General features: G+C 44.2%; 23 protein-coding genes. 21 read left to right on the plus strand and 2 right to left on the minus strand.

Annotated elements, in window-relative coordinates; all coding sequences use genetic code 11:
- Nucleotides 1-24: 24 nt before the first annotated feature.
- Nucleotides 25-639 carry a hypothetical protein gene (locus tag Q1L34_RS26795; protein WP_014839960.1) on the minus strand — a complete coding sequence of 205 codons (615 nt, stop codon included), beginning with the start codon at nt 637-639 and terminating at the stop codon, nt 25-27.
- A gap of 321 nt (nt 640-960) precedes the next feature.
- On the minus strand, nt 961-1233 hold the full coding sequence (gene yfaE / locus Q1L34_RS26800; protein ID WP_017901024.1) for a class I ribonucleotide reductase maintenance protein YfaE: 273 nt from the start codon (nt 1231-1233) through the stop codon (nt 961-963).
- A gap of 270 nt (nt 1234-1503) precedes the next feature.
- Between yfaE and Q1L34_RS26805 the strand changes: the two genes are divergently transcribed.
- The 21 genes from Q1L34_RS26805 (at nt 1504) to Q1L34_RS26905 (ending at nt 20533) form a co-directional block, all read left to right on the plus strand.
- Nucleotides 1504-1815 (plus strand): type II toxin-antitoxin system RelE/ParE family toxin, encoded by a 312-nt coding sequence (locus Q1L34_RS26805; RefSeq protein WP_014839961.1) that lies wholly within the window; start codon nt 1504-1506, stop codon nt 1813-1815.
- Nucleotides 1816-1825: 10 nt separating this feature from the next.
- A complete protein-coding gene (locus Q1L34_RS26810) occupies nt 1826-2161 on the plus strand; it encodes a hypothetical protein (RefSeq protein ID WP_017901023.1) in 336 nt (111 codons plus the stop codon).
- Between the two features lie 11 nt (nt 2162-2172).
- The gene (locus Q1L34_RS26815; RefSeq protein ID WP_017901022.1) at nt 2173-2547 is read left to right on the plus strand and encodes a hypothetical protein; all 375 of its coding nucleotides are present in this window, start codon (nt 2173-2175) and stop codon (nt 2545-2547) included.
- A 145-nt stretch (nt 2548-2692) separates the two neighbouring features.
- The gene (locus tag Q1L34_RS26820) at nt 2693-2953 is read left to right on the plus strand and encodes a hypothetical protein (RefSeq protein WP_024266227.1); all 261 of its coding nucleotides are present in this window, start codon (nt 2693-2695) and stop codon (nt 2951-2953) included.
- Complete coding sequence (locus Q1L34_RS26825) at nt 2940-3464, plus strand: hypothetical protein (protein WP_017901021.1); 525 nt, start codon at nt 2940-2942, stop codon at nt 3462-3464. The genes Q1L34_RS26820 and Q1L34_RS26825 overlap by 14 nt, the downstream gene beginning before the upstream one ends.
- Before the next feature lie 356 nt (nt 3465-3820).
- The gene (locus tag Q1L34_RS26830; protein ID WP_017901020.1) at nt 3821-4135 is read left to right on the plus strand and encodes a hypothetical protein; all 315 of its coding nucleotides are present in this window, start codon (nt 3821-3823) and stop codon (nt 4133-4135) included.
- 27 nt (nt 4136-4162) lie between these two features.
- Nucleotides 4163-4810 (plus strand): hypothetical protein, encoded by a 648-nt coding sequence (locus Q1L34_RS26835; RefSeq protein ID WP_014839962.1) that lies wholly within the window; start codon nt 4163-4165, stop codon nt 4808-4810.
- A 21-nt stretch (nt 4811-4831) separates the two neighbouring features.
- Nucleotides 4832-5077 (plus strand): hypothetical protein, encoded by a 246-nt coding sequence (locus Q1L34_RS26840; protein WP_024266234.1) that lies wholly within the window; start codon nt 4832-4834, stop codon nt 5075-5077.
- Nucleotides 5078-5337: 260 nt separating this feature from the next.
- Entirely contained in the window at nt 5338-6582 is a 1245-nt protein-coding gene (locus Q1L34_RS26845) for a site-specific DNA-methyltransferase (protein ID WP_017901019.1), read from the plus strand.
- Between the two features lie 63 nt (nt 6583-6645).
- On the plus strand, nt 6646-10026 hold the full coding sequence (locus tag Q1L34_RS26850; protein WP_014839963.1) for a hypothetical protein: 3381 nt from the start codon (nt 6646-6648) through the stop codon (nt 10024-10026).
- A gap of 9 nt (nt 10027-10035) precedes the next feature.
- Nucleotides 10036-10389: a hypothetical protein gene (locus Q1L34_RS26855; protein WP_017901018.1), complete on the plus strand. Its 354-nt coding sequence runs from the start codon at nt 10036-10038 to the stop codon at nt 10387-10389.
- Between the two features lie 319 nt (nt 10390-10708).
- On the plus strand, nt 10709-11500 hold the full coding sequence (locus tag Q1L34_RS26860; protein WP_014839964.1) for a hypothetical protein: 792 nt from the start codon (nt 10709-10711) through the stop codon (nt 11498-11500).
- 1122 nt (nt 11501-12622) lie between these two features.
- Nucleotides 12623-13720: a RepB family plasmid replication initiator protein gene (locus Q1L34_RS26865; RefSeq protein ID WP_024266240.1), complete on the plus strand. Its 1098-nt coding sequence runs from the start codon at nt 12623-12625 to the stop codon at nt 13718-13720.
- 1157 nt (nt 13721-14877) lie between these two features.
- Nucleotides 14878-15222, plus strand: coding sequence for a hypothetical protein (locus Q1L34_RS26870; protein ID WP_017900716.1), 345 nt, complete (start codon nt 14878-14880; stop codon nt 15220-15222).
- 694 nt (nt 15223-15916) lie between these two features.
- The gene (locus Q1L34_RS26875; protein WP_014839965.1) at nt 15917-16453 is read left to right on the plus strand and encodes a hypothetical protein; all 537 of its coding nucleotides are present in this window, start codon (nt 15917-15919) and stop codon (nt 16451-16453) included.
- 75 nt (nt 16454-16528) lie between these two features.
- Nucleotides 16529-16732 (plus strand): hypothetical protein, encoded by a 204-nt coding sequence (locus Q1L34_RS26880; RefSeq protein WP_017900715.1) that lies wholly within the window; start codon nt 16529-16531, stop codon nt 16730-16732.
- A gap of 83 nt (nt 16733-16815) precedes the next feature.
- Complete coding sequence (locus Q1L34_RS26885) at nt 16816-17292, plus strand: hypothetical protein (RefSeq protein WP_017900714.1); 477 nt, start codon at nt 16816-16818, stop codon at nt 17290-17292.
- Nucleotides 17293-17768: 476 nt separating this feature from the next.
- Nucleotides 17769-18350: a hypothetical protein gene (locus tag Q1L34_RS26890; RefSeq protein ID WP_017900713.1), complete on the plus strand. Its 582-nt coding sequence runs from the start codon at nt 17769-17771 to the stop codon at nt 18348-18350.
- A gap of 16 nt (nt 18351-18366) precedes the next feature.
- Complete coding sequence (locus tag Q1L34_RS26895) at nt 18367-18660, plus strand: hypothetical protein (protein ID WP_017900712.1); 294 nt, start codon at nt 18367-18369, stop codon at nt 18658-18660.
- A gap of 33 nt (nt 18661-18693) precedes the next feature.
- Entirely contained in the window at nt 18694-19275 is a 582-nt protein-coding gene (locus Q1L34_RS26900) for a DUF6012 family protein (RefSeq protein WP_025999287.1), read from the plus strand.
- 388 nt (nt 19276-19663) lie between these two features.
- Nucleotides 19664-20533 carry a DUF4942 domain-containing protein gene (locus Q1L34_RS26905; RefSeq protein ID WP_014839966.1) on the plus strand — a complete coding sequence of 290 codons (870 nt, stop codon included), beginning with the start codon at nt 19664-19666 and terminating at the stop codon, nt 20531-20533.
- Nucleotides 20534-20556: the final 23 nt, after the last annotated feature.

Genomic DNA, 20556 nt, shown 5'->3' on the forward strand with positions numbered 1-20556 from the left:
ATGTAATGTTAAATATATTAAAAATCATTGATTTGAAGTCATATCATAATACTGTCCATAGGTTAATTTTATAAAATCAGGGGGAATAGACACTTCATTTTTGAATCCATCAACTCTATTCGGAATGCAAAATACCAGAGCATCATTTCTTTCAAAGAGCATACCGCATTTCGTTGTCAGCATAGCCGTTGCATGCTTGCGGAAGGAGGATGGACCGCCTTGTGCTGTTCGCATCACGCCATAGTGGTTGATAATGTAAGATTCCCAACAAGGATACGAACCGAGCCTTTCATTTGCTGATTTAATAACCGAATCCAGTTTTTTATTGTAGTCGCGACCTTCCTTTGTGTTGCCTTTGCCGCGTACAACTATCACCGGTTTATTATTGAATATAGATCGCTCTTTAATCGTTATGGGGCACGGAAAGGTACACTCAGCATCCCAGGCAAAGGCACGCAATTTATCCCCTTTATCTCCCAATCCGTATGAATTAATGAATGCAATTGCCCCGACTGACCTGCAGGCTTCATCAATAACCATGGAACGTTGCTCTCCGACAGTTTCATAGGACTGAATTAACTCCTTAACCTTTGGTCCTTCAACAAGGTAATAATCATAATACTTAGCCTGGTCCGACATCGTGGTCCCTCTCGTGTTATGGATGGTTACTGCAATCAAAGAAAGTTACTTTTTTGCGGCAGTAAGCCCAAGAACTTCTTTCATCTGTTTCTGTGTCCATATCGTTTTGGTAATGGTCAGATCTACATCACCGCGATAGGCTGTACCATCTGGCAAAATCACCAGGCTAATTATTTTTTTCCTGGTTTAGAAACTTCAAACCGATCTCCACTTCTCTTTACGGTATAACCCTTTAACAGAGCCTCCTGAACGATTTTTTCTTTTCCTTTCTTAGCCATAACCCCCTCCCGGCTTTTATAGCATAGCAATCAGGGTAAATTATCAAATATCAAGGACAACATCGCCACAGGGACGACAGCAGCATGGCAGAATTTCATCCGCACCTACGTAAGCCAGGGGGAAGCAGTTGTAAGTGACTTTTCCTGATTTTTTCTTGAGCCTGCATGCACCACAAAAACCTGAACGGCATTGTGATTCAACAGGAACCCCCGCCGACTCTAGTTGCTCCAGGATAGAGTTTGCACTATTTTCAGAGGTTATAAGCATTTTGCTTTTCTCAGCAAAGATAGTCTGACAATTGATATAACCTGACATAAGCCGCCCCCTTTTATCTTTATCATATTATATCATTTTACCAGGCTACCATAACCCCCTAATTATGCGATGAGTGAAAATTAACCCGGAAAAGTTTTATCATCAGAAATATTCAGAAATTATCACATCAGAGCCAGCCACATTGGAAAACCACAATCATAAATGGCGGGTGTTTATGAAAAATAATTTTAAATTTTCACGCTCAAACTAAAAATGACCCCTTGATGCAGCGTTTTAATATGCAATCATGTATTCAACAAAGGAGAAAATATGATCCATTCATTTGAAGAAAAGAACCTTGAGAAGTTATTTAAGAGCGGGAAATCGCAGTCAGGTCTTCCAACGGATATTACCAACAGTCTGAAAAGGGCGCTTGAGGAGCTGCATAATGCGGCAAGCGAAGCTGACCTGATCCGTCTTAAAAGTCGTAACTATGAAAAAATTCACCATACACGTTTACGAGAACGTGAAAGGGCGGGAGATATGTCATCTATCCGTGTCTCTTCAAAATATCGTCTGCTGTTCACCTGGGCCGATGGTGGCGCAAACCGGGTGAAACTTACCGCTCATGCCCATGCGTAAGGATTCGTTTATGCAGCATTGCACAGCACGTCCTAATGACGAAGTCCGGGCTATCGATCTGTTTACATCCTTAGGTCGGGAAGGGGTGCAGTTTCGCCTGGACAGCCTCGCTATATTGGCAGCATCTCGCTGGGAGCAGGCGTTACCTTTGCCTCCTGATTACACAGGAACACCGATTGATTTTCTGTCGGATGCGGAACGCGAGGAAAGGCATATCCTTTTAACCGGTCAGATGCTTTGCATCGATGAGATAGCTGAAGCACGTGAACGTATAAAGCAGCGTATAGCCAGTCGTAAAAAGCTATGCGGTACACGGAATGCTGACTCACATATTGAAAGCGTTTGAATGGGACTACCATGTTAGAGAAAATTTATTATCTGGCCCTTTTTCTGATTGCGGTTTGCATTATCTGTGGTTTCGTTTTTGCATGGCGCAGACGTAGCCCTATGGCCCTGACGTTGACTATCAGCGCTCTTGTGATCTGTATTGCTTTTCATACGCTGGAGAACTCTGTTGCGACAGGTAAGGATGAGTTATTGCCAGGTGCCAGGGACTTTACACAGTGCGAGCTGGTTGACCAGCAATCAGCTGAAATCAGCGGTTTTGGCTATCCGGTCGTTGTTCTGATTTGTGATGACGGCCAACAGATTTTAGATGCAGGGATATACACGCAGCAGCTGAAGCAAAAACAGGATTGCGCCCCGGGCAGTGAGGTAACAAGCTGTCATTAACTGCCAGAAAAGTTACTTTCCCAAATAATTCTTATCCGCTGCAGTATTTCCTGTTTTCCAGCGAGAAAGTATCCGTTAGTATCTGTTAACATCATTGAATCAAACACAGAGAGAACAAAAAAAATTAACCGCCATAGAGGTATAAATGACTTCCGACGACAATCAGAATAATGCAAGCGGCAAAGGTGTGGATGATTCTGTTAAATCAGGCCAGAGCCAACAAAACACAATTAGCATTCTTAAACCAGGATCAAATAACGACCTGATTGACCAACTTCGTGGTGGGCCTCTGGACAAAACATCCGTTGACTATGAATACCACTCACCGGATCCTACTGAAACTGCCCAACGTCTTGCTTTAATTAGTTATTTGATTGCCGGGGAAGAAAAAAATGGTGCCTTTTAAACCTGTTAATTTGCTTCAAATTATGTCATCTCACAAGATGGAGACAGATGATGTTGCACTAATCGCCGGTACCGATTCTGTTGTAGTGGAGTCCTGGTTCAAGGATGGGGTCGCCAGTGAGACAGCCCTGCACAACATCGCATGTGCAGTCGGAGTATCGACGGAATGGATTCGGGGCTTTGTCTCCGGTGAGGATGAAACACTTAAGGCAAACAGTGAAGGCCTGACGAAAGAGTTGCAGAATCTTCCCCCTGAAGAAATCTCCGTTCTGGCAAAAAGCTTCAGTTTGCGTTTGAAAGATATCAGTGAACTCGATAACAAGCAGCAGGGGCAGGCTCTTTCAACGGTCAATAATAATGCGGTTTTCAATAGTGATACCGAAGAACTCCTTGCGGTATATCGGTTATTGCCAGAAACAGAAAGACGAAATCTATATCGTGTGGTTTGTTTGAGACACAAAGAACTAGCACGGCTTTACGAAAAATATATTAATAATAAACAACTTATTTAATAATGCTACATGGCTACAGAACTGGACATTAGCAATAGCCGGTGTCCGGTTTTTATCCGCACGCGCTAGTTTTAAATGAAACTAACAATCAGTCATAAACACTGGGCAAAAACAAATTATTTCCATTTCAATCTCATTTCACCCCTGGTCATAGCATTTATTTCTGGCATAATAGCTTTATAGTGAATAACACAGCTTGCCCTGAATTGTTACTCTCTTACTAAATTATCAAGGATAAACTAATGATATCTAAAAACGAGGCATTAGATTTTTTAATGATGCCAAGCCAGGGTGCAACCTTTAGCGTTTTTGTTGGTGCTATTAGTTTATTATCAATCCATACACAAGGGTAAAACATGACGAACAAAGATGTCAGCAAAGCGATTTCAGTCAAAGACAAAGAAGCTCTTCATTTAGAAGTTGTAGATGGAAAACTAGCTGTAAAAAGAATATGCGAAGATTTTGTTATCGTAAATTTGAATGATATCCCTTCGAACCGTGAAGAACTCATTCATTTCAATAATAAATATTTAGCTCCAAACGGACTCGGTATTGATGCAGAGTCACTTTCTGATGTAAAAGTCGAGCAACTTATTGAAACAATAAAAGAAACATTCACTAAGGAGAATGGGGTTGCCACTATGACTGACTATACTGGCCCTCTTAATTAACCCAACACTAGCTATCAGTGAGGCGATATGTCGACAGAAAACAGTGCAAAGATCACTTTTACTTTTAACGGTAATGCTCCTCAACACTGGATAACTACATTAAATAGTCAAAGGAAAGGTACCTGGATTGATCCGCAATCCAGCGGCAGCAAAGTACTGCTGGACATCCTCACTAGCAGCGGCATTGATGCGGACAGCGTTCGCGGTGATGATGTTCTGGTGTTTTCAGTTCCCTCTCAGCGTGAGATTTTGTCTGAACTTCTTGGTATCTATGCCGTTTCTGATGCCAGAGTGTTGCTTATCGCCGCTACGCCATTCTGTCCGAACCTTTCTCGTGTTGTGGTAACAACCCACCAGCTTCTTTCGGACGGCAGCTCTGTTTCCAGCGAACAAAAGGCATTACGCAACCTGTTTTTTATGACACAAAACGGCATCTGTATTCAGAGTGATTTATCTTTGAATCTTGACCCGGCCAAACTACCTGGTTCCCGTTTCTTTGCCTGTGAAGATGATATGGAACAAGCAGGAATTCAGCGTTGGGGAGAAAATGGTGGTGATGCCTGGCGTGCAATGGCAACGATTATGCATGGAAAGAAAATTCTCATCAACGGGGCCGGACAAATGCTGGAACTAGGGAATACCCCGGAAGAGCGGATTAACGCCGTCAATAATTAAATTCATTTATAGGTTGTACCTATGGAAACAACATTTTTAGGAAACAACGAGTTTATCAAACATGGAGGCCAGTTATTCCTAAAAACTGAGGAAAGCTGTTTCGCTTTTTATAATATAGAATGGGCGAAAAAAATCTTATCCAGTGATAATGTTAAGTTTCAAAATGGAAGGATGTCCCATGACGTCGCCCATGATGTTCTTGAGGAAGCTCAGGATAACTTATTATGTTTTTTGTGTGCAACATTACCTAAAATGTCCACCAGCTAAAACTAACTGTTTGCGTGAAATGACGCTATCGAGCCCCCCCCTAACACAGGGGTTCTCGTAGCCATAACAAGAATTCCATCTAACACTGCAATCAAAGGGAAATGGTTTTTGGGGATTCGAAAGTTATACATCCATAAACAGTGGATGTTTATAAATCATATAATTTTTTATCGGATTATTTTTTAATCTAATGAAAATCACCCCTGGCACTCAATTATAAATATGAGATAATGATTTTACGAATTCAACAGGGGTATGTTATGTCTCGTCTGAACCTGGATTTAATTGAAACTATTTACTCTGATGCTGACCGTGAACTCACCAATGATGAGTTGTATCGGGAGGTACAGTCTCGCCTTTCAATTTCAGATAATGATTTCAATTCAAAAGAAAAATTCGGTTTGGCCGGTGTTCCTCATAACAAAATTAAACACCGTATCCGTTGGTTCCAACAGACACTAAAAGCCATGAACGTCATCGAACGTTTAAGCTCCGGCCGCTCTCTATGGCGTCACTGCAGGAAAAAAAATTCCGGACTTTCCGAAGCGCGGGAAGGGACACGTATAGTGGCATTCAGTACAGATCTCGGGGTAGCGATTTTAGGCAACTCTACAATGGTGTTGCCTGGCAATACCGAACCGGTCCATCTCTGCCTGACATCTCCACCGTATCCACTCAGAAAGCAGCGGGATTATGCCGCAGCCTTCAAAAACGACAGTGACTATATTGATTTCATCGTGGAAGCCATTAGACCAATCGCCCGCCAGCTGGTTAACGGTGGTTCTGTCGTGCTGAATATCGGTCAGGATATTTTTAATCCGGGTCAGCCTTCACGTTCCCTCTACCCGGAGCGCCTGCTACTGGCCTTGTGCGAAAAACTTGACCTCTACCTGATGGACCGGGTGCCGTGGGTGAATATGAGCAAACCACCCTCACCGACATATTGGGCCTGCCGTAAGAAAGTTCAGCTGCTGGCCGGTCATGAAATTATTTTCTGGCTGACCAATAATCCTGATGCTGTCCGTTCCTGTAACCAGCGCGTTTTGCAGCCCCATACAGAGAGCCACAGCGCGTTGGTTGCCAGAGGCGGAGAGAACCGTACGACCATCTACGGTGACGGAGCCCATGTCGTGAAACCAGGTGCCTTTTCTCAATCCACTGACGGGGCTATTCCCAAAAATGTGATAATCCGAGGCCATGCGTGTGCTGACACTCGCCGCTTTCACAAGGAAGCTAAACGGTTAGGGCTTCCTGGACATGGGGCGATGTTCCCTACGGCCATCCCCGACTTCTTCATACGGTTTCTGACGGAAGAAAACGAGCTGGTGGTTGATCCTTTCGCTGGCTCTCTAAAAACAGGCCTTGCCGCCGAACGGCTCAACCGCAGATGGATGTGTTTTGATAGTATTCTGGAATGGTTACGAATTTCAGCCACCGGCTTTTTTTCTGACTTCCCGGGATTTGAGATGAACCCGATTATTGATAACGGCGAGTTGTTCGCGTAAGCGGGCGTTAGAACATTTTTCATTCTGCACATCGTGGAGTGAACGATCACAGGAGATGGCAATATGCCTGACATTATCCCGCACCAACAGCAGCCGGAACAATTTCATAAATTCTACTCCCTCAAGGGGGGGCAATACTGGCGTGCCAAAAACGCGATTCCTGAACAACGTATAGAGCAGGATGAGGTTTTGCTGATTGAGTCGCTTCGCTGGGTCGATAATGCACTCCATACCGTGATCCTCCGCACCCATCCGTCAAAATTCGACAAAAACTTTGTTTTCAAATTCACCGATGCTGCTGGCCGTAGCTACAGCACGACGAAATCGTTTAAAGAACACCGCTTTCTGTTCGACGATTTTCTGGACAAATTTGAGTTTGCCGATGACGGGCAGGAAATCCGTGGTCAGGAACTGCTGGCCGCTCAAAACCGGGTTAGCCAGCTGACACAGCAAATGACCGACACCATGTCCGATCCTGATGCTCTGCGTACGGAACTTCTTGGCAGGATTGAAGCGAAAAAAGCCAGTTCATCAGCTCCTGGGGATGAGAAAAAACAACTGCCTATGGTTCCGGGCCTGTCGTCATCTACGGAGTTAGCATCTCTCGGTTCCGCTCTTTCTTCCGGAATAGATGAAACAAAAATAGTACAGCTCAAGCAGGCAGTTGAGTTCAGACATGAAATCGCGCAGGCCCAAATCGACTGGATCAAAGAAAAGAACTCTGTGATTTCGAAAGCCGTCATGGCTATTACACCCTATCTGGAAGAGTCGGCCGCCGCACAGTTGGCTATTGCTGAAGATAGTCGTGAAACGCTGAATAAGCTGATGGACGGTATCAAGTCCCTTGACCTTTACATCGGTAAAGATGTGGTGGTTAACACGATCAGAGAGGGCGATTCAGCACCGGCACACATTCCCTTAACGTTCGTACAGCGTAAGCTGGCCGTCGACGAGGAAACCGCTGTTTTTCTCGATATCGGTGAATGGTTTGATTTTGAAAAGCTGCCACTTTTTTTCCAGGCATTAAAGAACCATCCGGGGCTGGTGGAGCAGATCTTCCCGTCACAGCGCTGCGTGGTCTGTATGACCACGACCCGGCGCTATATTGATTATCAGGACCGCTGGGCGAACTGGGAGCTTAATGCCAAAAACCAGACCGTTTTCCTGATGGTTCGGGACGGCGAACGGCTGTTCCAGGTCTACTCCGGTGTTGAATCTCACCTCGGCGCTCATACGCTTTTCCCGACCACCGATGAGCAGGGAAATATCTTTCGTGGCGTTGACGGTTCGCAGGTGACGTTCAATGACGTGTCCTACACGGACAAACTCAAAGCCCATGAGATGGTTGCTCTGCATTATTACCGGTTTCTTATCCTGTGCTGCGGGCTCGACCACCGGCTTAAGCTCTTTGGCGAGTTCTACGACCCTCAGGACCGCTTAAGTTTCGTCTCTATGGCGTTCCAGGAGACGTATTGTCGATTCATTTACGATCATGATGGTACTGGTCTTCTGGACGATCCTGATGCGAAAGTGCGCCCCTCTATTGAGGAGTATATAACCCAGGCCAATAGCCATTTGCGCTCAGGTTCAAGGGTGTTCTGCGAGTGGAGAGCTGTTTGTACACCAAATACCGCGCCAGGTGTTGTGAAAGTCGATACTGGTACCAGTTACCGATCCTATTATTTTACCGCCGATTTCATCGATGATGAGGGAATGGCAGTGGCCTTTACCCGCAACAATGAGATTTGCGTGGAGGTTCCGGTCAAAAAAGATATCTACCGTCGCACCCGGGCTAATGATGTACGTGAATTTAATGCGAAAGTATCCCTCACGAATTTTCAGCGTGATCCGTGGGATGACGCCAGCAGCGTGGGATTCCTCTGTCTGGACGCGGTAAAAGCCGATGATCTGGATTATTACATCAACAGCCGCTCCAGCCGTAGGGATTTTATGTACTACATAAAGCTCTTCAAACGCCTTTCAGCTGTCCTGAGAGCGGAAGAAGAGCAGGAGATGCCATATCGACAAAAGCTCCTCAGAGCGCTGGTTGATGGCAACATAGGCACTAAAGCTAACCGTGCTGAAATCGTCGACAAGACAGTTATCACCTGGCGGGCTGACAAAAAAGGTCAGCCGCTTAGTGAAGGAATTGACAACGAGAAAAGCTGGAAGGCATTACTTGGCATGATGGACCTGATCGCCTGGCGCGGTTTGAGCCATAAAGAGGCCGCAGTGGAGATGGCCATCTCCCGGGGTAGCAAACCGTTACGTCTGATAGTCATGACAAATGCCAGACTGGCTCTGTACGTAACCCCTACAGACGAGGAACGTGATGATCGCGTGGAAAAACATAAGTGGGCCATGCTGCTGACCTTCAAAATGTCAGCAAAAGGGCTGACTCTGGATTCCAGCAAGCCTGCTTTGCTAAGCAAAAATAGTGTCTGCGAAACAACCCTCTATGAATGGCCGGAGGCCAATGAGTGGAAAGGGCTGAAATCAGTGTTCTCCAGCTTCCACGAAAAACAAAGAGCTTTTGAATACATTGAGACAGGTAAAGAGGACCTGCGAAAACTGTCTCCGGCTAACCCTGCTGAATTTGAGGCTGGGGTACGTGAATGGATGACGGCCTACTGCGAAATGAATGATTACCGCAAAACCGGGGGCCAGGTGCAGCATCCGAGATTGATGATACCGGTAGGCATCTACATTGACCGGGGAGACTGGCAATATATCTACGTCACTACAGAGAGTGAGGCCGCAGGGTATTTTTATCACAACGCCAGCGAATCCCTGAAAAAGGAACTTTTTCAGGAGTATGTATCACGCTTTGCTCATCAGGAAGGAAAACTCGAAAGGCTTGAAACTCGGGGGAACCGGCTGGCATTGGGCATGGCTAACAAAACTCCCGACATCGGGATGTTCAGTGCAGATCGCAATGTTGAAATGGATAGCGTGAAATATGGTTCTCTGTCTTACAGTGCTTACAGCCAGCTTCAGATGATAGAAAACCGTTTATATTTTGTCATTGAGGAAGCTGAACGTGGGGTACATCGTCGGATTTATATTGCCGATAACCTAAAAGACGATAAGGATGAGTTTATCATAGACAAACTCCTTGGTTCTTCACATCTACAGGAGTCGTCTGGCGTTGATGTATTCGAAGTTATGCTGCCTAAGTCGCTGTCAGAAGGGCCACTGCCGGTATTGAAATCAAGTGGTGAAATCTACCGTATTCACCACTGGTTCGACATTTGTCCAAAAGGGACTGACTCGAATGTATCATTGAGCAATATTGATGCCCCTGTAAATACTGTTACCAGACACAGTTTTGATAGCAGGGAGGCGGCAATTATGCATATCCTGAGGCAGGATAATACAGTTAGGAAAAACACCTCTGGTGACATATTTAATACGCCAGAAGGTATTAACGAAAGATGGTATTAGGAGGGGCTAATGTTTAGCATGTTCTTTGTTTTAACCAGTATTGTTGTGTGGATTATGCCGGTGATGACCATCGCCGGAGCAATTTTCCGTAAGGACCTGTTAAACCGGAATGAATGGACATTTCTCGTATTCTTTAGCGTTATTGCTGCATCGTACGTGTCATATTCCAGCTGGCAGGACAGAAATATGGGCCTGGTACCAATAGGGAAAGAATATTTATCTTGCCAGTTAAAATCGCGTAATGAACCTGACCTCACAAGTTTCAGGACCGTGACACTTGATTGTGGCGGAGAAGAAAAAATGGCTAAAGAGGAATTTTATGATGCGGCCGTAAAAGCCGCCACAAAATACGGTTATGAGTAAATCGTCAAGATTCACTTTCCTCCATTTTACCCCTCAGCAATTTCAATTTCGTTCAATCCACCAGCACAGGCCCACGGTCCCGGTAAACCCGGTACCGGGACCTGTGCCGTGAGACCACTTTAGACGGGTCACATCACTTCAAAGGGAAGCTGTCGCCGTCTCAGTCACCCGGTCTCAAAATTTTTACAGGCGTTCAGCCTGCAAAAACTTTGAGCTGCGGCTTCCTTCTCCGCCCTTTTTCGTTCTGTTTTCCCCGTCTGCGTTTGTCTCACGGCACAGGTCAAGCCGCATACTATCCTCAACTGCTGGAGAACTCGCTATGAACGTTTTTAACAATCTGTTTAATCGTCACTGCCAAAACACTCTGCTGGCGCACGGCTGGCCCGCCGATCTGGAGCTGGACTATTCATTACGTTATTGCCAGGGAGATGGTGTGGCATTTTACGGCGTGCTGCATGACAAAGAAATTTTGACTTTGCTGTCTGGTCTGCTGAGAGATAACCACATCACCGAAAAGCTGGCAGAAGAGGTTGCCGAAGTAATAAAAGACAGCGACACAACACTCACCCTTGAGCGCAACAGTTTTGGCTACCGGTATTCTCATGCTAATACCATCCGGGCAGAGTTAGAGAATTACCCAGACGACATTGGATATGAAGAGCGCTTTAATGACATGCTGGAGAGTGTCCGTGGGAGCATTGAGCAGATTTGTAGCACACTGGAAGGTGACGGATATAAAATTCATGAAAGCATAACGCCTTCGTATGAAGGAGACCTGGTTATGTCACGTTCCACCGCCAATTTTGAAATCATTGTGACAGAAAGCGAAGAGGAATACTGGGACACATCTGATACCTGGGATGATGAATGCAAAGATTTATGCATCGCAGATATTCTGAGTGGCAAATGTGAACTGAAAAACCTAGAAATCCAGGTCAGAGGTAGACACACAGGCAAGGTCTATGGGCAACATTATGCCGAACTGGTATTTATTAATAAAAACAGCCCGGTGCGAAGCTGGTTTGACAGGGAATGGTTAAGAACAGCGCTTGATGATGCACGTGGCAATATTGAAGAAAACCGTAGTGAACTGAAAAACATAAGGTCATAATTTATATTTAAGGAGGTGCGACTATATATGATGTCGCACCTTTTTAAAATATTGGCAAACACATAAATGCCTGTCACATTCAGAAAGGAAAATCATTGTAGCACTATTCTGAAATTCATAAGGAATTACAGCGTTGAGAATATCCGATGTTTACTGGCTTAACTTTCGCTGAAAACTACGGCAGTTCAGTAGATACAGGTATCGGAATGCCCAGAGCTTCCATCATTCCGGCCCCCGGTCGTGCAGTGGAACAGCGAAACGAGATTGCCGCGCTTCGCCTGTCCATCCGGTGACGGCGAACGGAAAAAACTATTCGTCCGCGATGGACGATTCCGGTTAAAGTCCTAAAATGGTCAATGTCTCCAGGCTTTCAGGGATTGGGATCCGCTTGGCCCGCTTATCCAACATTTCACTGATCCTTTCTGGATCAAACAGGATCCAACCTTTCAGCAACCCTATCCTTAAGTCAATTAGCCCCTCAGAAGCCCGTAAACGCTCTCTGAGGACATTTTTCAGAAAAAAGGTATCTACCTACGTATAAATTCTACGATTAATCCTGTGGCGTTTCAGGGGCATTTTGTCATTGGGGGGGGATTGTCTTCACTGTTAGCTGTTCCCAAATTCTACCACCAGCATTACCAGGCAGAGATACAACACACATTGACTTTTTTTTATCATATTAATAAATAACAGTTTTTAAAACAAAACATCAGCGTTCGTACGTTGCCTTTTACGCTTGTTTGCCGTTGTTTATCTCGATCTGGAATCCAGCTTCGGGAGGATCAGGGGGGGGAATGCCCGGAAAGAAGCTATTTTGCTGGTTTTGTAAGCAATCTGGAGGGGCAAGACACTTATCACCGTTATCCACAGGGTATAACCAATAATAGATCCCAATATGATCCAAGATCTAACCTAAATAAAACCCAAAGGATCCCCGTTCCTTCATCCCATTGATTTTATGATAAAAATCGTCACTTTCCCTCATCGTTCGTACGTAGTTTTGTCAACGTTCGTACGTGATTATGTCATTGCTAGGTTGAAATTCGTCATCGTTGGTATGTATTTTTAACATCGTTCATATGATATTAAGTAATCGTTCGTACGTTTGCAGAAGGGTAACCTGTGAAGAAAGTAAACAAAGAAATATCTAAAGATATCAGTGGGAAAGGTTATTTTTCTTTTGAAGTGACAGGACAAACAGGCAAAGTTACTCACTTCGCACCAGGGAACACAGGCACTGTCCAGCCCGTTGCGCTGCTAAGACTAGGGGTATTTGTCCCGACTCCCTTGGCTACAGGCAAAACACGTTCCATTGATAAAGTTGTGACTATGGACGTGTCAAACGAGCTCCAGCATATGGAGGTCGCTTCCAGTGAAGGGTACAAGGAGATCTCCCTATCTAGCCCCCGGCTGGATATGAACACCGATTTTCGAGTCTGGCTGGGAATTGTCAGGACGATTCACGATTTTAACGATGTCTCAGTTTCGGGAAGAATAAAATTACCTTTCTCAACGTTCCTCAAAAACTGTGGATTTGACCCGACACGATCGAATAAGCACATGAAAGCACGTATCGACGCCTCGATGGTTAAGCTAAGAATGGTGACATTTCAGTTCAGAAACGAAGATTCCACGCTTACTACCGGCCTGATAAACTGGGCACGTTATAACATCAAAACAAATGAGATCGAGATAGAAGGTGACCCCCGCATCAAAGAGCTTTACGCGATTGATTATAAGGTTTTTTTGCGGCTTAAGGCACTGGACAGCTTACAACGAAAAGAGTCTGCACAGGCGTTGTATACCTATCTGGCGAGCTTGCCGAAGAACCCGGCCCCAATCAGCATGAAACGATTCCGAGACCGACTGCGGTTAACTTCCCACGTCTCCGCTCAGAATGAAATTATACGGCGCTCACTTCGTGAGCTACATGAGATAGGTTATCTGCAATACCATGAAGAGAAGGTCGGTAGAAATATCAAATTTCATATCCTAAAAAGAAGCCCATCTCTCGGTGCGAAAAAGGACCCTATTCAGGCACCGGCACAAAATGCCCCGATCCTGGATGACCCGTTGCTTGAAAAACTGAAAATGATGAAAGCAGCTGGATTTACCGGCGAAGAGATTGCTGCAGTTCTTGTTTCCATCGATAAGATGAAAAAGATAAACGGCAAGCATCATGATGAAGAGGCTGAAGACGCGGATTTTAGCGAGGAGTGAGACTGCTCAACTAACAGAGGGAGTCTTGGCTTTCTGAGACTCGTTCATTTCCTGATTGCCTTCCTTCAGACGCAAAAAAACCTGGGGCATTCCCCATCTAATTATCAAAACGTCATCGTTCGTACGTTCACGGTTGACGGATGCGTGTATCCGGACCTATTGTCATCGTTCGTACGTTAACGTGCTTTGCTCGTTAAAAACACTCCCGATAAAATGGCAGATGCCAGGAACGTTCTGGAACAAAAACAGATTGTATGAATTGATATTTAAATTAATAAAAATCAATAAGATATACTTTCGTGAGCTACATATACACCTTCCCTAAACTCATACTGTCTTCTAAATACAGTTTCCGCTAACACTAGCGCAACGCCAAAAAGTCATCGTTCGTACGTATGAACGATGACGAAATGGATCAGAGGCATTGTTCTACTGAACAGGCAATCTGATAACAGATGTGTGCGGAACTAGCCTCAGGCCTAAACCTTTAACGTTCAGCGAGCTTTAATTGGTATTGATACTCGTACGGCGGTACTCCCTTACTAAAAGTAACTTTTCAAACTTAAATTGCCCGATGTGCTGTCCTGTTTTGAAACTCACCAAAGTTTTCCAGACAGCGCGCTTTAGAGACTCAATCGCCCACCACTTTACTTGGAAAAAAAGTTACTTTTGGTGATAAGCCCTGTCAGAGCAGCTGATCCTGTTTCGTCGTGCATCCGGACGAACATATAAATGAGAGACTGGACAGAGCAAGGCACCGGAGGCCAAGATTGCTCCTTCTCTCGTACGTCTGGCTTGTCCTGGCCTCAAGTGATCACTCAAGGCTTATCGCAATCAAAAGTAACTTTACAAACTATCCCACCAGCTGAAGCACCGGAATGCCGTTGCTCATCACAGGTTGAACAATTTTACAATGTGCTGAAATGATTTTTCGGGATTAAGGAACGTTTTTTCGTGATGTAAGCAATAAAATGTCATTTCATATCAAGGCTGTATGAATATACAGTGTCTGGATATGACCGTCGCCGGTTTTTGTCCGATTGGGGAAATAATAAATATCCTGGAAAAGGCCTTTACAGCGTTAAAGACATAGATATGCATTTAGCCCATGCCTATAATGAGTAGCCGAAACATTAAAATAGATATGAGGTAACAGAATGATTAATATCAAAGAAATTCCACTTAGGGATATCCTTGTTGTGGGGATTCCTGTTCTGTTGTTTTTGACTTTGCTGTGCATGCTTAAAAGTCACTTTCCAGACGTTGTTAACGTCATCGGTACATTATTCGTTTTTATTTTTTCGCCAGCACTGGTGGCACTGTTGACCCTTAACCGGGGAGTGTTCGTGTACTTTGCCGGAGCGCTCGTTACACAGGTGCTTACTGCTTCTCTGGTGTATTTTGTTTCTTCCCGCGACTTTAGCGAATCTGTAGGCCTTGGAGCGTGCGCAATAGTGATTTACGTAATTGCTCAGTCGAAAATTAACGACATTAATCCATAGTTAAGAAGGGAAAAACATAACTCCGCACATTAGTTCTGGTGGCGGAAAGCAGAAAGCCTCGTAGTTAATTTTCAAGGAAGAGTAAACCACGAAATTAACGCGAAACGCCCTTAGACATTTTATCCCCCTCCTTTGCATAATCACTGAATGTTTATGAAATAAAAGAATTTTTTTCCTCTATTATTCAAATAAGGGCTTTACACAGGGTTTTAATCTGTATAATTGTTGCTGCCAGACACGAATACAGAAGAGGGTTTTATTGCATATGGGTGGTCGTGGAAGTTGCCGAAGAAAGCGAAGCCTGCGCTGTGTCCCCTGCTATGCAGGAAACTGGCACCGCTACAGAGACGGGCTGGACTATAACGGATGGGAAGATGTATCAGTGATCGCAAATAAAGGGTCGGGGTATGTGTGTCAATGCAGACAATGTGGTCACACCTACATCTCCTACTCCTCTGCTGCCCGTCGCCAGTATCAGTATCAGGTTAACAGAAGCAGCGATGAACCCGGTATTCGGGAAAATAATTTTAATTCAAATGCAAATTCACCCTCTTAATTCTGAAACGCCATTGTGTATCGGGATAAACTTTCTGTGCATGCTGGTTTGCATCAGCGCATTTCATGAGTGCTGTTGCAGACATGCAGATGAAATCAGATTTGATAATTTATAAAGAATGAAGGGCAGGGCTGATTAATGAAAACGTCTATCGCACCGATTCTGTTCGGGAGGAATATTGCCAATATTTCGGAGAAGCATTTTACTCCCTGGTTTTGTCCTTATGACCACTACCCGGGTTTGGTTCTGGCCTCAACGATCACCGTTCCTTATTCACCCTCACCGGACTGGTTTCTGGGTGAAGAACAATGTGGAGGTCACAGTTGTAACCAGTTTCGTGCAGCAATAAAGCCTTTGCAGATCATACCTCAGTCACAGGTACAAGGGGATCTGGAACTCATTGCCAGCGAGGGATTTGAGCCAGGCACGCTCGATTATTTTAGCCTTGCAGACGATGAGGTGCAGAAACGGGTACGGCTGAATTATCAGTCATTCGTTATGAATCTAGGTTTAACCTGCTCGGATGAAAATGTTCTTCTGCTGACGCAGCCACTGTATCCACTGGATGCGACGGAATCCAATCTCAGAGCGTTAACTACAGACCAGACTTGCCTGAGCGGACTTACTGACACCACCGGACTGGTCATTTTTGTTGTGGGGGTGAACTGCGACTAGGAGAGGGTAGAAAAGGGTAGTATCACGCTAAGCCACTTACACATTAACGAATAAAAGTCACTTTTTGAGGTAGATATGAAAAAAATCACACGCGATGCATTACTGGTACCCTTCATCGGGCTGCTGATCCTCTCCTACCACATGGGCTATTTCCTTTCCGACTGGCCTTACTGGCAGGTATACGCCATGCTGGCGGTGGCCTTCTTTGCAGGCCGTTTCTGGCTGAGAAAAAAAACGTCGAAAGATGAACCTCAGGAAGGCAAAACAGCCGGTGAGTAAATCTTTTCCTGAACTGGCCTGTTCCGGTAATAACGTCCAGGCCATTCAGTCAGTTGACGGAATAACATAAAAGGAGCCTCTGTATGAGCAACATGACAGTGTCGTTTTACAGTAAAAAACATCATGACACCGTAACCAGCGCGATTAAAGCCCGTGCCACATCATCAATTGAGCTTCTCTGTACACCGACGCTTAATCAGCTCCTGGAGCTGACAAATGCGATCTGCCTGTGTGCCGGGATTGAAAATCAAATCGGCCTTTTCGTTGACGACTCAAATAGTGACGAATCCGGGCACGACGAACAGGAACTTACGACACACGTTGCATGGCTGTTTAACCAGAAAAGCCATGGTACTGCCCGTAATGCAATTATTAAAAAAGACATTACGGAGGTGAAAATTGATGACCCTCTGACTTTGAATGAGATTCTGGCGATCATCGAGGCAGTGTGTCGTTGCGGCGGTATTGACGATGACGTAGTGGCTATTGCCGAGCCTATGGTAACGGTCATTGACGGCGCAAAATACGATAACGCCGCTGCCGTGGATACCATTCATTGACCGAACGGAAACCGGAAAAGTAACTTTTCCATAGAGGTGTTTATGCTGTTTCGGAAACTTGTTTTGTCAGGGGGAGGATGTATCTTGCTTCTGGCCTATCACGGAGGCTATTTGTTAAGAACCTGGCCGTGGCTGTTCTATTATGCAATGGTCGCATGGGGGGTTGCATTCAGCTGGTATTTTTTCGCGACCCCTAAAGCCGATTTGGTTCCGGAAAAGATAAACAAAAACGAAAAACAAATACCCATCGCTGGTCAATCACAGACTAACCGGTATAAACAGAATGATAGTGATTCTTCACTGATTAGCCATAACATTAATTTCTCATCTACAGGAATCAATCATTCGGAAAGTATCATAAACAATGGATCAGATTGCAGTTATTCGGACTCGTCAGATTCAGGATGCAGTGGGGGTGATTAAAAATCCTGGATAAATAATTAAAATCCTTACAAATAATTAGATGAGGAGGAGATATGGCATACACAGGAATAACAGATCACGCCAGACTCAGACTTATGCAGCGTTCACGACTTCCCCTGCATGTACTCACTGACATGATCGACAAAAGGGAATATGTGGATCTGGGTTCCAAACCCGGAATATTAAAAAAACACATTCTGATTTATAGTCGACTGGATGAACGTTGGTACGTACTAATCAGGGACATAACATCAGGATGTATCGTTACGGTATTGCCGGAAAATTACCATGATTCTTCATTTATTAAAATCAAAGATTCAGATAAAAAATCTGCATATGATTTAGCGTTTAAAGTCAGGGCTTCTAGTCCTGAAGTTATTAGTATAAATCTGTGCTTTAATGATTTCGATGGTTACCGACATTCAAAGAATATTTATTCCATACCGCTTTCACAGGTGGATATGTCGCAAGAGTTATTTTTAAAGTCAAAGTTTATAAAACAGATAAAAAGAAATATTAGGGAAAATATTGCACGAGGGCTTTCCTTTGATGAACATACCATAGAGCCTGGTTATACGCCGTTGTTCCTGAACGTGAGGTTCAGTGCGGATACATACAAAATATTATATTTCTGATTACAGGGGAAACTCAATGAATGACCGAGTCGTCTTTTTAAACATCAATGCAGAAGATAAAACCCCATTTATTACTGAGGTAGAAATGCTTATTGGGGGAGTCCCACGGCTTATGTATCCAGATGGCACAGAGCAGTTTGCGGATGATGAAAGCGAAACTGTTCTGATTTATTCACCTCGACTGACCGAGCAGGAACTAGAAGCATTTTGCGAATCGAACATTGAGCATTACCGGACTTTTCACGAGAAAAATTTAAAACACATACTGAGGGGAGACCGCGTATCAATAACCCATTTCTGGGTTGAATAAACTAAGTTAGGTATTCACGATTTGGAGGGAATCATGTATCTGCATCTTGTACCAACACTATACCACATCATTTCAAATAAATGCCGACTAGAATCAGTGACGATCCCGGAACTGAAATTCGAGATTAAGGATGATGGACTTTCATGCGGAAGACCGTATCCAAATAAACGGCTTTATGTTGGCATGAAAAATAATCGGAAAGCCATGGTTGGGCTACTTCTTGAATATGACAAACAACTCAGCCAATTTACAACGGAATATAAATGGGTTATTGATAACATTGGTGTTGTTCAGCACCATATTAAAACGATTGTGCTGGACAGTGAATTTGACCTTATTTCACAACACATAGGGTTAAATATTGGTCTGGATGAATTGAAGCCAAGACTCCATCCCTCTTATCACAAAATCGCACCAGTTAAAATACAACCTATGATGGAATCATACCGAACAGGCGAAGCGGTTAATAAATTGCAGCATGATGTATGGGAGAATAATGTTCTACTGTTCAGGACAGAGACATTGCTTTTGCATACTCTGGAATCAGAAAGACTCGCTAAGTATAGTTTTTTCATCGACAGGCTTCCTCAATTAAGTTCTAAAATTTGCATCTGAATTAATTCAAAAAGCTCCGATTTTATTGAGGGGCTTTCCTTTTCATGAAATGCCAATTTAAAAACCCCATACAACTTATGACCTAAACTTGAAACACAATCAGGAAAAGACGACTACGCAATGATGGTTGCTATGGGGGGTTAACCCCATTCCAATTTTGATTAAAATCACTGAGTGATTTTGACTTAATTTTTCTCCCTTATTTGCATCTTATGTAAACAGTGGGGCATTATAAACTCATGACTTTCTGCCCCAACACCTCAAGATCTAAGAAAGTAACTTTTTTATTGGTTTTTTAAAAATGGGGGTTGATGGGACGAAAAAAAAAGGTATCCTGGTTTCAACGAAGAATAGTTTTAATGCTTGCCTTATCTACCCGGGAGTTCATATGTCCTTAGAAAATACATTGACCGCTGAGTTAAATTCATCAGAGAACGCAGGCGGTATTATACCTTCTGTTGCTATTGATTTAATTATTGCTCAACGTGCAGCAGGTATTGCGGCATTTATGGAAGGTTTAGATAAACTCAGGGAAGCGGAGCGACTGTTCGCTGCTGCGGCTGAAAAGGACTGGTTCACGGGGCTAGATGAGATTATTTCGACCGGTAGGCGTTGCCTTAAAGAACATGAGATAGAGGCGGTTCGACGCCGGGTGGCTCGTAGCGTTGATAGATCTATCTGGCAACGCTTGATGACCCAGACAGGTATGTTTACGTTGATGAGTGGTGATCAACATGACAAATGGACTGCTCAGGTATACAGCAAAGATTGTCCGGAAGTCACCCTGGACAATGTCATCAGTACGTTTCAGCATCTTAATGCAACAAAAAATGAAACGTTTGTTACAGGTATTATTGATGTTTTCCGTAAGCTGTCCTGGGACTACAAAACAAATAATCCTTGCCGTCTGGGCAAGAAAATTATCCTCGAAGGTGTTTTATCCATAAATGTCTCACCAACCCGATACGCTTCGGTCAGGACTAATGCGCAGAACTGGATTAACGATCTCGCCCGTGCTTTCTGCCTCATCGACAAGAAAAACGTGCCAGATTCACGGATAGCAGAAGGGTGCCAGTACAGGGATTTTATCAACTTAAACAGTTATACGTTAAACGGTGTGTTTACCTGCGAGTGGTTCACTATTAAATCTTTCTGGAAAGGTTCAGCTCATGTGACTTTCACACGCCCTGACCTCGTTGAAAAAATTAATGAAATTATTGCAAGCCGATACCCCGGCGCTCTCCCACCCAGAGTATGAAAGTAAATTCCAACTATTTAATC

This window comes from Klebsiella ornithinolytica (genome assembly GCF_030505655.1).
Classification (GTDB): domain Bacteria; phylum Pseudomonadota; class Gammaproteobacteria; order Enterobacterales; family Enterobacteriaceae; genus Klebsiella; species Klebsiella ornithinolytica.